Origin of the sequence: Sulfurimonas sp., from assembly GCF_026988655.1 — a bacterium.
Classification (GTDB): domain Bacteria; phylum Campylobacterota; class Campylobacteria; order Campylobacterales; family Sulfurimonadaceae; genus Sulfurimonas.
Genome location: NZ_JALSKT010000035.1, coordinates 1 through 14953 on the forward strand (window position 1 = coordinate 1; position 14953 = coordinate 14953).

At 33.6% G+C, this 14953-nt stretch carries 19 protein-coding genes; 4 read left to right on the plus strand and 15 right to left on the minus strand.

Going from position 1 to position 14953, the window contains the following annotated elements:
• The first annotated feature begins 261 nt into the window (after nt 1-261).
• Complete coding sequence (locus MV052_RS03060; RefSeq protein ID WP_297440866.1) at nt 262-453, plus strand: hypothetical protein; 192 nt, start codon at nt 262-264, stop codon at nt 451-453.
• A 2-nt stretch (nt 454-455) separates the two neighbouring features.
• Here MV052_RS03060 and MV052_RS03065 read toward each other — a convergent pair whose 3' ends face one another.
• Complete coding sequence (locus tag MV052_RS03065) at nt 456-959, minus strand: ankyrin repeat domain-containing protein (protein ID WP_297440867.1); 504 nt, start codon at nt 957-959, stop codon at nt 456-458.
• Nucleotides 960-1047: 88 nt separating this feature from the next.
• Here MV052_RS03065 and MV052_RS03070 point away from each other — a divergent pair, with 88 nt between their 5' ends.
• A complete protein-coding gene (locus MV052_RS03070) occupies nt 1048-2247 on the plus strand; it encodes a tetrahydrodipicolinate N-succinyltransferase N-terminal domain-containing protein (RefSeq protein WP_297440869.1) in 1200 nt (399 codons plus the stop codon).
• Between the two features lie 23 nt (nt 2248-2270).
• Here MV052_RS03070 and MV052_RS03075 read toward each other — a convergent pair whose 3' ends face one another.
• The 11 genes from MV052_RS03075 to MV052_RS03125 form a co-directional block, all read right to left on the minus strand.
• Nucleotides 2271-3587: an NlpC/P60 family N-terminal domain-containing protein gene (locus MV052_RS03075; RefSeq protein ID WP_297440871.1), complete on the minus strand. Its 1317-nt coding sequence runs from the start codon at nt 3585-3587 to the stop codon at nt 2271-2273.
• A gap of 12 nt (nt 3588-3599) precedes the next feature.
• On the minus strand, nt 3600-4259 hold the full coding sequence (locus tag MV052_RS03080) for a LexA family transcriptional regulator (protein ID WP_297440873.1): 660 nt from the start codon (nt 4257-4259) through the stop codon (nt 3600-3602).
• A 223-nt stretch (nt 4260-4482) separates the two neighbouring features.
• A complete protein-coding gene (locus MV052_RS03085; protein WP_297440874.1) occupies nt 4483-4605 on the minus strand; it encodes a hypothetical protein in 123 nt (40 codons plus the stop codon).
• A 3-nt stretch (nt 4606-4608) separates the two neighbouring features.
• The gene (locus MV052_RS03090) at nt 4609-5079 is read right to left on the minus strand and encodes a tRNA (cytidine(34)-2'-O)-methyltransferase (RefSeq protein WP_297440876.1); all 471 of its coding nucleotides are present in this window, start codon (nt 5077-5079) and stop codon (nt 4609-4611) included.
• A complete protein-coding gene (gene purU, locus MV052_RS03095; protein WP_297440878.1) occupies nt 5079-5915 on the minus strand; it encodes a formyltetrahydrofolate deformylase in 837 nt (278 codons plus the stop codon). Before purU ends, MV052_RS03090 begins: the two co-directional genes overlap by 1 nt.
• Entirely contained in the window at nt 5915-6253 is a 339-nt protein-coding gene (locus MV052_RS03100; RefSeq protein WP_297440880.1) for a hypothetical protein, read from the minus strand. The genes purU and MV052_RS03100 overlap by 1 nt, the downstream gene beginning before the upstream one ends.
• Complete coding sequence (locus MV052_RS03105) at nt 6244-6492, minus strand: tetratricopeptide repeat protein (RefSeq protein ID WP_297440882.1); 249 nt, start codon at nt 6490-6492, stop codon at nt 6244-6246. The genes MV052_RS03100 and MV052_RS03105 overlap by 10 nt, the downstream gene beginning before the upstream one ends.
• Nucleotides 6493-6504: 12 nt before the next feature.
• The gene (gene leuB / locus MV052_RS03110; RefSeq protein WP_297440884.1) at nt 6505-7572 is read right to left on the minus strand and encodes a 3-isopropylmalate dehydrogenase; all 1068 of its coding nucleotides are present in this window, start codon (nt 7570-7572) and stop codon (nt 6505-6507) included.
• The gene (locus MV052_RS03115; RefSeq protein ID WP_297440885.1) at nt 7573-8079 is read right to left on the minus strand and encodes a 3-isopropylmalate dehydratase small subunit; all 507 of its coding nucleotides are present in this window, start codon (nt 8077-8079) and stop codon (nt 7573-7575) included.
• Between the two features lie 133 nt (nt 8080-8212).
• Entirely contained in the window at nt 8213-9001 is a 789-nt protein-coding gene (gene flgG / locus MV052_RS03120; RefSeq protein WP_297440886.1) for a flagellar basal-body rod protein FlgG, read from the minus strand.
• Between the two features lie 19 nt (nt 9002-9020).
• Complete coding sequence (locus MV052_RS03125; RefSeq protein ID WP_297440887.1) at nt 9021-9842, minus strand: flagellar hook-basal body protein; 822 nt, start codon at nt 9840-9842, stop codon at nt 9021-9023.
• 152 nt (nt 9843-9994) lie between these two features.
• Here MV052_RS03125 and rpoD point away from each other — a divergent pair, with 152 nt between their 5' ends.
• Both rpoD and MV052_RS03135 read left to right on the plus strand, forming a co-directional pair.
• Nucleotides 9995-11842, plus strand: coding sequence for an RNA polymerase sigma factor RpoD (gene rpoD, locus MV052_RS03130; protein ID WP_297440888.1), 1848 nt, complete (start codon nt 9995-9997; stop codon nt 11840-11842).
• Between the two features lie 5 nt (nt 11843-11847).
• A complete protein-coding gene (locus MV052_RS03135; RefSeq protein ID WP_297440889.1) occupies nt 11848-12531 on the plus strand; it encodes a hypothetical protein in 684 nt (227 codons plus the stop codon).
• Here MV052_RS03135 and MV052_RS03140 read toward each other — a convergent pair.
• The 3 genes from MV052_RS03140 to hemL are packed head-to-tail and all read right to left on the minus strand — an operon-like array spanning nt 12528 to nt 14638.
• A complete protein-coding gene (locus MV052_RS03140; protein WP_297440890.1) occupies nt 12528-13034 on the minus strand; it encodes a hypothetical protein in 507 nt (168 codons plus the stop codon). The genes MV052_RS03135 and MV052_RS03140 overlap by 4 nt on opposite strands.
• On the minus strand, nt 13018-13353 hold the full coding sequence (locus MV052_RS03145; protein WP_297440892.1) for an AtpZ/AtpI family protein: 336 nt from the start codon (nt 13351-13353) through the stop codon (nt 13018-13020). The genes MV052_RS03140 and MV052_RS03145 overlap by 17 nt, the downstream gene beginning before the upstream one ends.
• Entirely contained in the window at nt 13343-14638 is a 1296-nt protein-coding gene (gene hemL, locus MV052_RS03150; RefSeq protein ID WP_297440894.1) for a glutamate-1-semialdehyde 2,1-aminomutase, read from the minus strand. The genes MV052_RS03145 and hemL overlap by 11 nt, the downstream gene beginning before the upstream one ends.
• Nucleotides 14639-14953 lie beyond the last annotated feature (315 nt).

Genomic DNA, 14953 nt, shown 5'->3' on the forward strand with positions numbered 1-14953 from the left:
GTATGAAATCAGTACTTATTTATAATATTTTATAATTTTAATGAGTTTCTATTGCATAATTCGGGTTTAACAAAGTATGACTATTTGTCGATATTTCTGTATGTCGAAAGAGGGAGAAGTTATGTTTATCTGGTTATTGGTACTTTTATTGCTGGTTGGTGTCATGTATATTTTATACAAGATTAAAATGAAATCTTCGCATAATATACATATTAAAAAAGAAGAACGCCATTATACATTTAAAATATAAAAAGGAAAATATTGAAACCAAAAGATGAAGTAACTAGAAGCCTTTTGATAGATAAGAAAACATGGGAAGAAGCCATGAAATATTCACGTAGTCGTTATAAAATGAGCCTCAGTAAGGTTATCGAATCTTTGTTGCAAGATTGGCTTAACAAAGAGAAAAGAAAACCTTTAGACAACGCAAACCAAGCGAAGTTTTTCGAGTAAACTTACCTTGCGTAGCCAGTATTTTTAGGTGCGTCTGCACTGTGTTTAAAAAGTGATAATACACTTTTTTTATTCATCTTTCTGGCAAAGTCTATTGCTGAAAAGCCTTTTGAGTCTCTAGCCATTTCATTTGCACCATGTTCAAGTAATACTTTAGTAATTTCTACCCTCCCATAGCAAGCAGCACACATCAAAGCAGTAAATCCACTTTTTCTTGTTGTTTTATTTACATCCTGCCCTTTTTCAAGTAGATACTTAACCATATCAAGATTATCATACGTGATAGCCATATCAAAAATACTTACACCTTCTTCATCAAAATCAAAAATGTCTGCCCCATGTTCTATCAATAACATAAGCGTCTCTTTATCACAACGAGCACGAAGTGCACAAGCAAGTACAGATTCCCCTGCTTCATTCGTCTCACTCAAGTCACCGCCGCTTTTAATATACTTTTTTAAACCAAGATAATCGTCATTTTTTAATAATTCAAGCCATGTATGCACACTATTCTCTTTTTATTTCATTATATACTAAAATTCATTAGTAGTTTTTAAGTATAATTGCACAATAAATTAATTAAGTGAGAATTCAATGCAAATCATACAAACAACTGATGCTTTTAAAGCATTAATAGAAAATATAAAAACATCTACAACAGGATATAAAGATCCTTTAGCTTTTGGTATTTGTAGAGTAGACTTAGGTCAACTCAATGTAGATAAAGTACTCCAAGCAACTTACCCAATCATCAACTGGGATGAAAATTTTGGAAGTGCAGCAATTTTTATTAAAGCACTTGCAGATCAAGGTGTAGAGATAGATTTTACACAAAATGAAGTTGTCTGTAATATTAACCTACAATTTTTAAAAGATTGTCTTAATGCCTTTACTCCATATTCAGATGAAGCGTATGGTGATGCACATAAAAACATTCAAGTAGTATCTAGTCTATACTCTCAGATCATTAACAACGGTTCTATGGAGGGTGAGTTTAAAGTATGTTTTATTTTTGAAGATGCTCCACTTCAAAGCGTAGAAGCGAGCTACTTAAAACTCTATGCACTGTCACTTGCAAAAGTTGGTCTTCGTGAAATTAACCTCAATGGTGCTTTTGGTGCTCTTCCAAATGTTGCTTGGTCAAATGGTCAACCAATTGAACTTGATTATTTAAGAGAATTTGAGATTGATTTAAAACTCTCCGGCGAATATCCACACATTGACTTTGTAGATAAATTCCCAAGATTTTTACAACACATCATTCCAGCTGACAATACTCGTATCTTAGAGACTTCAAAAGTCCGTTTTGGTGCACAACTAGCAGCAGGAACTACAGTAATGCCAGGTGCTTCATACATTAACTTTAATGCTGGAACTACTGGAGTTTCAATGGTTGAAGGTCGTATTAGTTCTTCTGCAATTGTAGGTGATGGTTCAGATGTTGGTGGTGGCGCTTCTATCTTAGGTGTTTTAAGTGGTACTGATGGTAACCCTATATCTATAGGTAAAAACTGTCTTCTTGGTGCAAACTCTGTTTGTGGTATTCCTTTAGGTGATGGATGTATCATTGATGCTGGTCTTGCTATCTTAGAAGGGACTAAAATAGGTATATATCCAGAAGAGTTGAAAAAAATAATGGAAGTAAATACAAATGCAAATATGGTAGGCGAAGTATTTAAAGGGAAACAACTTTCATTCTTTAGTGGACTACACTTCAGACAAAACTCTTTAACAGGAGAGATAACTGCATCTCGTTCAACCAGAGAGATTAAACTAAACGCAGACCTGCACTAAAGATACTAGGAGCAATTGAGCTCTTAGTCTTTACTCTCTTCTTTTTCACTAACAATATTCATACTTACCAAACCACGTAGTAGTGAACCTTTTTCATCATAATACTTTAAGTTTTTTCCAATTTCTAAGGTACTAAAAACTGTTCTACCTATAATGTAACGTCCTTCTTTATCATCTTTTAGCGTTTTCACTCCCCACAAATTTTGAAAAACAACGATTTTATCAGTATATGTTCCTACATATAAAACTATATGCCCTTTTCTATATAATAATGTTTCAAAAGGTATTGCAAACTTTTTAATCCTAGCAATCTTCTCTTCATCACTTAAGTCTTTTAAACTTATCACTCTACCAATTAAGCTCTGTTTGTATGAATTTCTAGGGAGCCAAATACCAAAAGGAGCAAAAAAATCACGCATAGTTGAAGAGCAGTCACGTTGTCCATACATACCTCCCCAACCATAATTAACTTTTAAGAGTTGCTTGATTATATGATTAATATTTTGAGCATTAAACGTAAGTATACCGTTATGTGAAATTGCTTTAGAAATATTTGATTTTCTATAATATGGTTGATTTTCTTGAAATTTTGAAATACTTAAAATAGTATTGCTTGTATTGTTTGCATCTATGAGAGGTAACATCATTCCAATGTGTGTACGAAACAGATAATTATTATCTTGAGAATAAAGAGCATCATTATCTGTAGTTAAAAATATTTGTTGTGCTTGTTGCCACTTATCAGTATATTTTTTATCTATAAAAACTATATCGTATGTTTTTACCCACCCATAAGCAAAACTTGACTTTACAAATACCCATTCTCTATTTTTCGAATAATGAGATACAAAAAGAGGTTTATTTGCTTCAATCGTAGAGTTTTGCAAATAATCAAAAGGAAACCCCTCTCCTGCTGCGTTTGGATCTCTTAGAAGTGGTCTCTGTGTAGGAAAAGCACGAAGATTTAAATGCCTAAGAGTTAAGGCTCTTTTGTTGATTGTTCCGTAATTTTCAAAATTAGAATTTTCTAATATCTCATCAAAAAAAGTCTCTTTTAGTGGTTGTAAATTTTCACCATAACTTTTTGCAGGTGTAAAAACATTATAAGCCCACATAGCTTTTTCGAGAGGAACATCAAACGCAGTAATATTCCAAGGTGAAAAATAAGCTCTCTCAAACGCAGCTTCATCACCTATTTTTCCTTTATCAATTCCCTGAGAATACACTGTAGCACTCTGTGGTATATTTTGTAAGTCAGCTATCTGTTGTGGTTCTATTTTTGGAGTAAAACTACAAGCACTCAAAAATAATAGAGAACAAAATAAATAAAAATATCTCAAAATTAGCCTTTTTTAATCTACATCACCAAATCTACTCACCACGCGTCCAACTACTTCAAGTTCATCAGGGTTGAGTGTTTGCGTATTATATACTGTATTATCAGATATAATATCAAGTTTTCCATCAATACGTTTTTGAACACGTTTTATAAAAAGCCCTGCTTCAGTTCGTATAGTAAATATTCCGCCACGATTAATATCAGTTTTACTTCTATTGATGAAAACTATGTCATTATAACTAAAAGTCGGTTCCATTGAATCACCTGAGACATTGATAGCCTCTATGTTTTTCAATTCTTTTTCACCTCCAAGCATGAAAACAAATTGCTCAGGAATTTCAAGTTCATTTATCTCTTCAAATTCTGTATCACTCCCACCACCTGCACTTGCGTTAATATCACTAAAATACTTAACCATATAAAATTTATTTGTTGCTTCTACCAAACTCTCTGGAGATTGACCATAAAGAAGCCAATTAATAGATATACTGCGTTTAGCACAGAAATCTAGTAGTTCATTGAAAGGAATTTTATTTCGTTTTTTCATCGTCGCAAAGTTCATCTGCGAGATACCAAGTGATTCTGCTACATCTTTGTCAAAAACTTTTTTTGGAGCAACTTCAGCGGAGATAATGCTTTTTATCTCTTCTATAATATCAATAAAACTATTCATTTTGAGCCCTTTTATATAAAATATGTCATATTATAGTGGTTTATTTATGATATGTCAAAAAATACTTGTCAATTTGATATATTTTTATCAATTTATAATAAATTTTGCAAGAATAGTGCAGATTTAATTTAAAAGGATTGAAAATGTCAATTATTATTAAAAATGCAGAAAGTCTCTTTGAAAGATTTGAAAACTCTTTAGAAATATGGGCTAAAAAGATATTTTAATTTTTTTTATTTTTATCTTTTTCTCTTTGTTCTGATTTTGTTTTATGATATCCACCAAAAATAAATATCATAAAAAGAACAAACAAAACAATCATAAAAATATCTATAAAAGATGACATAATCTAAGCCTTATCAAATGTAGTATAGTTCTGTCGTATAGCATCATAAAGAACTATACCAGTAGAGATGGCAAGATTTAAACTACGCCCCTCTTTTGTCATTGGAATAGTTATATTTTGATTTTTGTATTTCTTGAGTATATCTTCTGGAATTCCTGCTGTTTCACTTCCAAAAAAGATATAATCACCCTCTTTAAACGCAGCATCAAAATATGGTCTATCCGTTTTAGTTGTAGCAAAGTAGGCATTGTCTTGAATTTTATTATTTTCAAAGAATTCATCAATACTTTCCCATACATGTAAATCTAATTTATTCCAATAATCAAGACCCGCACGACGTACAGCTTTTTCATCTATATCAAAACCTATTGGTTTGATAAGATGCAACGAAGCACCTGCATTTACACATAATCTACCTATTGCACCAGTATTGTTTGGAATTTGAGGGTGAACTAATACTAAATTAAAGGACATTAAAAGATTACCGTTCTATTTGCATATACAAATATCCTATCTTCAAGTGCGAGTTTTAATGCACGAGAAAGTACTACTTTTTCAACATCTTTTCCCGAACGTTGCATATCTTTCCAACCATAAGCATGATTGACATGTATCACTTCTTGAGCAATAATTGGACCTTCATCAAGATTATTGTTTACGAAATGCGCTGTTGCTCCGATAATCTTTACACCTCTATCATATGCCTGTTTATAAGGATTTGCCCCAATAAAAGCAGGTAAAAAAGAATGATGAATATTAATTATTTTATCTTCAAATGTTTCTACAAATCTTGGAGTTAAAATTCTCATATATTTTGCAAGTACAATATAGTCAACATTTTCAAAACTATTAATAGCTTCAATGATTTTTGTTTCATGCTCAGAACGCTCAAGCCCTACATGAGAAACTGTAATGTAAGGAATATCAAATTTGCTAACAAAACTCTCGAGTAAATCATAATTAGATACAACTGCTAATATATTTGCTTCAAGTTCACCTGCTTCATGACGAATCAAAATATCACCTAACGCATGAAGCTCTTTTGTTGCCATAATTATAATGTTTTTTTTATTTGGTTCTACAATCTTTACACTTGAGTTTTCTGGGAGTATAGCTTCTATTTCATTTTTTAAATCAGCTTTATTGATTTCACCATCAACAACACTTCTCATAAAAAACTTGTTACTCTCTTTATCAACAAATTCACTATTTGATAAAATATTTAGATTATGATTATAAAATATACTTGAAACTTTATACACAAGCCCTTTTTCATCATTTGCATCTATCAACACTCTATATTGAGCCATTAAATACTTCCTTTTTCTAATTTTTCAACTCTTGCATCAATAGTAGCCAAGGTGTATTCTAAAAAATTTAATGTCATATCTACTTTTGCTTCAATATTCGCATTGTTTGGAGCTTGAAAACCTTCAAAAAGTACAAGAAGTCTTTCTCTGATCGAGTTAAGATACATAAGTTCACTTTCTAAAGATGAACCCTCTTCTACTTTTTTTGGTATTACTTGTTTTTCCAGATTGTTTTTTATCTCAGTGGTAGAAGTTTCAGTTTGAATATCTTCTTCTATAGGCGTATCATCATCTTCCATCTCAGCTAATGTTGAGAGTATTACATCTTTTAATTCCATGCTTTTAATAACCACCTTTCAAACTCTTTAAACTCCACTTCGGTATCCATTTTAAGAAAAAAGTCTTTCATTTGTGTGTTTACATTCAAAAACTTTTTTCTCATTCCAGACAATCTTCTTATTGCAATTTTTGCTTCTGAATTATTTGGGTCTTTTTTCAAAACTTCTTTATATATTTCTAAAGCTTCTTCTTTTAAACCCTGAAGCTCATATATATTTGCTAAAGTTAATGTCTGCATAAATTTTAAAACCTATTTTGATATATAATTAGCGATAATTGAACCTATCTCACTTGTTGAACATATCTCTTTTGCATCGAACTGTGCTAAATCTTGTGTACGATACCCTTCTTTGAGTGTACGTTTAATAGCATTGTCAATTCTATCTGCCGCTTCATTTTCACCTAGAGCATATCGAAGCATCATAGATGCAGAAGAAATGGTTGCTATAGGGTTTGCAATACCTTGACCTGCAATATCAGGAGCAGAACCGTGTATAGGCTCATAAACACCGATTTTGTCACCTATAGAAGCAGATGGTAATAGCCCGATAGACCCACAAAGCATAGAAGCTTCATCACTTAAAATATCACCAAAAATATTTCCTGTAAGCATTACATCAAACTGCTTAGGATCACGTATGAGTTGCATTGCAGCATTATCAACATACATATGTGTTAGTTGAACATCAGGATACTCTTTAGCAACTTCTTCTACTGTATCTCTCCATAACTGTGAAACGTCAAGTACGTTCGCTTTATCAACAGAACAAACTCTTTTATCTCTTTTCATTGCAATTTTAAAGGCATGATGTGCGATACGAATGATTTCATTTCGAGTATAAACCATAGTGTTCCAGCCTTTTTCTTCATCACGACCTTTAGGCTCTCCAAAGTAGATGCCACCAATAAGCTCGCGAACAACCATCAAGTCAACACCGTTAATTATCTCAGGTTTTAGTGAAGAGGCATTAATAAGCTCATCATATACTACAGCAGGACGTAAGTTAGCATATACTCCTAACTCTTTTCTGAAACGCAGTAGCCCACTCTCTGGACGTTTTTCACGTGGCAAGGCATCCCATTGTTCACCACCGATTGCACCAAAAAGTACTGCATCAGAGTTCAATGAACCAGATATTGTTTCTTGAGGAAGTGGATCACCTGTAATATCATAGGCACAACCACCCATAAGTAGCTCTTCATATTTTAAATCGAAACCACTATAAGCAGCTACTGCATCTAAAACTTTCACTGCTTCATCTACGATTTCTGGTCCTATTCCATCACCCTTGATAAGTGCTATTTTATATGATTTCATCTATTTTTTACCTTCTACTTCATTTTTTGCAAAGTTCATTAAACCACCTGCATCGATAAGCTCTTGCATAAACGCAGGAATCGGTGTAAAGTTATATGTTTTACTTGTTGATTTATTCGTTATTGTACCAGCATTCATATCAATACTGATCTCATCACCTTCTTGAATCTCATTTGCTTCTTTTAGTTCAAATATAGGCAGACCCATATTAAATGCATTTCTATAAAAAATTCTTGCAAACGTAGGTGCAATAATCGCAGCAACACCAGCAGCCTTTAAAGCAATTGGAGCATGTTCACGACTACTTCCACATCCAAAATTTTCATCTGCAACGATAACATCACCTGGGCTCATTTTATTTACAAATTCAGGGTCAGCATCTTCCATTACATGCTTTGCAAGCTCTTCAGGAACTGAAGTATTTAAATATCTTGCAGCAATAATGAGATCTGTATCCACGTCTTTGCCAAATTTCCAAACTTTACCGTTTATGTTTGCTTTTTGCATTAAAAATCCTATTGTTTTTATAAAATAATTTTGCGATTATATCGAAAATGTTTTGTGAAGTTGATTAAAGAATAAAATTAGTGAAAACATTAGCATTGATATTAAAAAGTATCAATGCTATTTTAGGGGTTTATTATCTTTTTAAATTATTTGTAGTTTGAAGCATTTCATCACTTGTTGTGATGATTTTTGAGTTGGCATCATATGCTCTTTGCCCTGTAATCAAGTCTGTAAGCTCTACAACAAGTTCAACATTGCTCAACTCAACAAAACCTTGTCTTAATGTCCCTAGACCATCTACACCAGGGATACCTTCAACAGGTTGTCCTGAACTATCCGTTTCAAGATAGAGGTTATCTCCCATCGCATGTAATCCTGATGGATTAATAAAGTTTGTTGTCTGAATTTGACCTATTTGTGTTGCTTGTGTTTGCCCTGGTTGTATAACAGTCACTGTACCATCTGTACCTATATTGATATTTGTAGCATCTGGCGGAATAACAATTTGAGGAATAAGCGTATACCCGTCACTATTGACCATAGTACCATTCTCATCCACTTTAAAAGCACCATTTTTAGAATATACTTCTGTTCCATCAGGGAGTTCCATTTTAAAAAAACCTCTCCCTGTAATAGCCATATCAAGTTGGTTGTCCGTCTGTTTTAGTGACCCTTCAGAAAATACTTTATTTATCGCAGTTGAACGAACACCAAGACCGACTTCAATTCCTGTAGGACTTTTTGTCGTATCACTTGTTGAAGTTCCTGCATATTCCATTACATGGTACATAAGGTCTGCAAATTCAGCACGACTTTTTTTGAAACCTATAGTGTTAACATTGGCTATATTATTCGCAGTTGTATCGATTTGTGTCTGCATTCCCAACATTCCTGTTGAAGCAGTATAAAGTGATTGCATCATGGTCTATTATTTCCTTTTTCTAAGCTTTTTTAGCAATTTTTTCAATTGCATCTCTATTCATATCATTCATTTGTGTATCCATAGCTTTTTGATACATTCCAACAAGTCTATTTGTCTCTATAAGCTGTGTCATCATTTTCACTGCGTTTACATTACTTTTTTCAACAAACCCTTGTACAACGGCACCACTTTCTCCAACAGGGGTAAGAGATTTAATATCATCAAATTTATAAAGATTGTCACCCTCTTTTTTCAAAAGCTTTATATTTTCAGGCTGTAAAATTAAAAGCTTCTTGTTTAAAGTCAGTTTTACACTATTAGGGATGTTTGTACTAATCTGGCCATTTTTATCCACCTCTATCGAACTATCAACATTTGAGAAAGTGATTCCCTGCTCAGATTGGAAGTAATCATCCGGAAGTACTTCATACCCTTGCTTTGTGACTAAAGTTCCTTCATCATTAACTGTAAAAGCACCGTCTCGTGTCAACCGTATCCCCTCTGGCGTCTTCACTGCAAAGAAAAGCCCTTCCCTTGAGAGTGCAAAATCTAAAGGATTTGAACTTTTTTGTAAGCCTCCAACAGACTGATCTGTGTAAGCATCAACTATCTGAGGTACTCGAGCCATAGTTCTATTTATAAACGCAGCACCCTCTTTTGTATTGTTCTCATGTGGCAATTCATCTCTTGCTTCTTTATAAAGTCGCATAAAATCACCCACAATAAGATTATCTTGCTTAAAACCATTTGTATTAACATTAGCCAAGTTATTCGCAATCGTATCGAGTCTGTTAAACTGAGTAACCATTCCAGCTGCTGCACTATAGTAACCTGTTTGCATCACTGCCCCTGTTTTGCTTAATTTTAAAGTAAATAGCAAAGAGTGTTCCAATATTATTTTATGTAAATTTCAAATGAATAAAAAGTTAGCCTTAAGTATTTTTGGGTATAATCCACCTTTTAATAACCTTAACGCAATGGAGCAACCTCCGAATGACAGCAAAAGAACTCAACAAAGCATTAGAAACATTCTTTGAAGAACATAAATCAAAAGATTGTATAACTTATGAATCTCTTATAAGCCTTTTTGAAAAACAACCCACCGCGGCACAAGCAAAAAATATCTACAAACTTCTACAAAAGCATAAATCTTGTATTTACACATCAAGTGAACATGCTAAAAGATTAAATGATCAAGAAGCAGAAGCACGTCGTGCAGCACAAAGACAAATGCTTCAAGACAACAATACTGATAAATTTGATATTTTAAAAGAACATGAACTTCTCGAATGGTCTCGTTCAGACTCACCTGTTCGAATGTATCTTCGTGAAATGGGGCAAATACCACTTTTAACAAAAGAAGAAGAGATCGAAATTTCTAAAAAGATAGAAGGTGGTGAAAGTATCATTATTGATGCTATCTGTTCTGTTCCTTATCTTATAGAGTTTATCTTAGACTATAAAGAGCCGCTTATCAATCGTGAAAGACGAGTAAAAGAACTTTTTAAAAGTTTTGAAGATGAAAAAGAAGATAGTGACGATGCTTCTGATGAGGGTGAAGCTGGTGCAGATAAAACACTTTCAGTAAAAGACAAATCTAGAGTTGAAAAAGTATCTACAAGTTTTAAAGCTTTAGAAAAAGCAAAAAAAGAGTGGGTCAAGATTTCTGAAAAAGCACCGCAAAGTCTTGATGGTGAATTTAATGAAGAAATACTCTCTTATTACCTCAATGTGACTTACAAAAAAGAAGTTCTCAAAGAAAAACTTCTTGATCTTGGACCAACGTCTAAACTTATTAATGAACTTGTAAAAGCAATGGAAACTGCACTTAAAAGTGACGAAGGATATGACAAAGAGCTAAAAAGACTTGAATACAAACTTCCACTCTTTAATGCGACACTTAAAGCAAATCATAAAGTTTTAGTTTCACAGATACAAGAACTAACAAAAGAAGATATTGCCAATATGGTTCCTGAAGCTACAATGGTTTCTACATATATGGAGATCAAAAAGCTTGTTCAAACAAAAGAGGCATCCAAAAACTCTTTTGATATGGAACCTGATAAACTTGAAGATATTTTAGAGCAAATAAAACGTGGTAAAAACATCTCTGAAATTTCAAAAACAAGAATGGCAAAATCAAATCTTAGACTTGTTGTCTCTATTGCGAAACGTTATACAAACCGTGGTCTTCCATTTCTTGACCTTATTCAAGAAGGGAACATTGGTCTTATGAAAGCTGTTGATAAGTTTGAATACCAAAAAGGTTATAAATTTTCAACCTACGCAACATGGTGGATTCGCCAAGCAATTTCACGTGCTATTGCTGATCAAGCTAGAACTATTCGTATCCCTATCCATATGATTGAAACCATTAACCGTATCAACAAAATCATGCGTAAACATCTTCAAGAACATGGTAAAGAGCCAGATGTTGATACAATTGCAGAAGAAGTTGGTCTCTCAGTTGAGAAAGTTAAAAACGTTATCAAAATTACAAAAGAACCTATCTCTCTTGAAGCTCCTATTGGGAGTGAAGATGATGGTCGTTTTGGTGATTTTATCGAAGATAAAGCTTCACTTTCACCATCAGATGCAATATTAAAAGATGATTTAAGAGTGCAAATAGAAGAAGTACTTGAACAACTTAATGAAAGAGAAAAAGCAGTAATCAAATTACGCTTTGGAATCATGGATGATGAAAGCGATAGAACCTTAGAAGAGATTGGTAAAGAGTTAAGTGTTACTCGTGAGCGTGTTCGTCAAATCGAATCAAGTGCAATTAAAAAACTAAAACACCCTAAAGTCGGTAGACGTCTTAAAAACTACATAGAAGAGTAAAAATAATGACCTTTGAGCAGAAGTGGTTAGAGTATGATTATAACCCATTTATATTATTTAATTCAAATGGGAAAATCATCTCTGTAAACGCAGAAGCTCAATTTCTTCTTGGATTTACAACTTCAAGTGAGTTATTTGAACTTGCAACAACCTATGCTAGTGTAAATTTCGGTTTTAGAACAACTTTTTTAGAACTAGCCTATGGGAGATACCATTTTTTTGGTATTACAGTAGGCTATGAAGATGAAAATGAAGTAGGTCTAAAACTCTATCAAGCACCCTCTTACAAACTTTCAACAAAAAAACCTATTGGTGAAGTAGTAAATGTTTACACTATTGTTGATTTGTGCATTGCTTCTAATTCTATTAATTGTGATTTAAAATTTCAAAAAGATTATGATCCGACTATACCCGATATCATTCTTGATTCTGATAAAATGATAAAACTTTTAAACAAGATTTATGCAGCTTCAAAGAAAGGTTCTAGTGTTAGAACAAAAATCTACTACAGAGTTGGGGAGCATATTAGATTTGATGAAAAAAAATATAGTCTATTTTCCATCGAAATTATTCCTGAAAACTTCAACACTGCCAAAAAAGCAGAAATAAAACTCTTCGCTGAAGAAAACAACTTTCATATTTGTATAGATAAAAGTATCACCATCAACATACCGATGATAACGGACTAGGCCAATACCTCTTTCGCACTTAAAGAACCAATGATAATCCCAAAAGTAAGTGCTGGTAAATAAAACCTCAAGTCTAAAATATCATTATTTTTAAGTGCAATAAATCCCAAAACCAACAAAACATAAGGAACAAGCCTAAGCGCAGAAACACTTCCTTTTGCCCCATGTTTCGCACTTTTTAGGCTAAAAGTTTTAATCTTTGCTTTCTCTTGCTTTACTATTTGCTTCAGGTCAAGATCTTCTGCAGGAGCCATGTTAAGTGGTTCGTCATCATAAAGTTCATGAGGGTCTTCTATCTCGTCAAGCAAATCTCTTTTGTCTTCATATTGCTCACTCGCGACTTGCTTGTCTACCATTTTACTATAGGCAAATGATGAACCAAGTATAACTAGAAAAGCACTCATAAACGCAACTTCTACATTTGCAAATACTGCAGAGGAGATAAGATAAGTAGCAAAGATAAAAATCTGTGCCACCAAAAAGATACTAATAACTTTTTTCACCATAATCCTCATCATCTTCATCATCTATCTGTTTTTTAATAGCATAACGAGGTTCTTTTGCTAACTCTTCAAACTCTTTATATTGTTTTGAATATGCTTTATAAACATTTAAAATTGCTGCAGCAATACCAATGAAAACACCAACCCAAAAAAGCCAAGCAATATCTGTCCATCGTTTTAAGAGCCAGCCAATACCAACTCCCATAAGAACAGCCACAACCATAGAAATTCCTAAAGAAAGGCTATCCGCCGCTTCTATAATGGGCTTGATACGAGGTTTTCTTTCCTCCTCTGTCTCTTCTTGGGGTTTATTTTGCATTTGTTATCTCTTTAAACACTTCTTCACTTGCTTTTATTGTAGACTCTACCATTTCATCTGTTACAGCAGTTGAGATAAAACCAGTTTCATACAATGAACAAGCAAAATAAAAACCTCTCTCTAGCATACCTGCATGAAACGCAGCAAATATTGCAGCATCACTCTTAGCAGCATCAGCAAAGTTTTTTACTGGATTTTCATTAAAGAAAAAGCCAAACATAGAACCTCTTGTATCTGTCTGCATAGCTATACCATACTTAGCAGCAGCAGCTTTCATCCCTTCTACAAGTCGTGTTGCCCTCTCATTGAGCACTGCAATGACTCGTGCATTTCTTCTGAGTTTACTCAGTGCTGCATATCCTGCTGCCATAGCTACTGGATTTCCACTTAGTGTTCCTGCTTGATATACTGGACCATCAGGAGAAAGCATAGCCATAATTTCAGCTCTTGCACCAAAAGCACCAACAGGCATACCACCACCGATAACTTTTCCAAGTGTAACCATGTCCGGTATTACACCAGTGATAGATTCAGCACCATTGACGCTTCCACGAAAACCACTCATAACTTCATCAAAAATCAACAAAGCACCATGCTCATCACAAACCTTACGAAGTTCATGTAAAAACTCTTTATCTGCTGGAACAAGTCCCATATTTCCAGCTATTGGCTCGATAATTACACAAGCGATATTATCAGAGTCTGCAAAACATTTTTTTACACTTTCTATATTGTTGTACTCAGCTAAAAGCGTATGTTTTGTAAAATCAGCTGGAACACCAGGACTTGAAGGATTTCCAAATGTAGCTGCACCACTGCCTGCTTCAACCAAAAGAGCGTCACTGTGCCCATGATAACAACCAGTAAATTTTACAATATCATCACGACCTGTAAAACCACGAGCCAAACGAATAGCACTCATCACTGCTTCTGTTCCACTACTTACAAAACGAACTTTATCTATTGAGTCAAAAAAACCAACAACAAGTTTTGCAAGTTCTGTTTCAGCAAGTGTTGGTGCTCCAAAACTAAGCCCATGTTTTACAGCATCTATAACTGCAGCTTCAATAGTTTCATCACGATGACCAAAAAGTAATGGCCCCCAACTTTGTACATAATCTACATATTCATTGCCATCTACATCTTTAAGGTAAGCACCCTTTCCTTCTGTTATAAAGATGGGGGTTCCTCCTACACTCTTGAATGCTCTAACCGGTGAGTCAACACCACCAGGAATCAAACTTTGTGCTTCTTCAAATGCTTTTTTCGATGCTTGTGTATTCATTTATGCCCTTACTTTTCAATATATTTTTTCTTATTATATCTAAGTAGTATTAATAAGTGCCTGACAAGAATAAATGACATAATTAATAATATGTATTTTGTTAAATGAGTTTCTCAAACACTCTAATTTTCTCTTCTTTTACTGTGTAATCATTAAGATACTTATGTACTAATCTCCAAAAATCCGACTTAATTAAAAAAACGGGTGCATAATTTTCTACTTTTTCTTATAATTCACAAGATAATAATCTACTAAATTTAACTTCAAACTTTGACTCAACCCACGATGCAAACTAATCATATTTTTCATATGTGA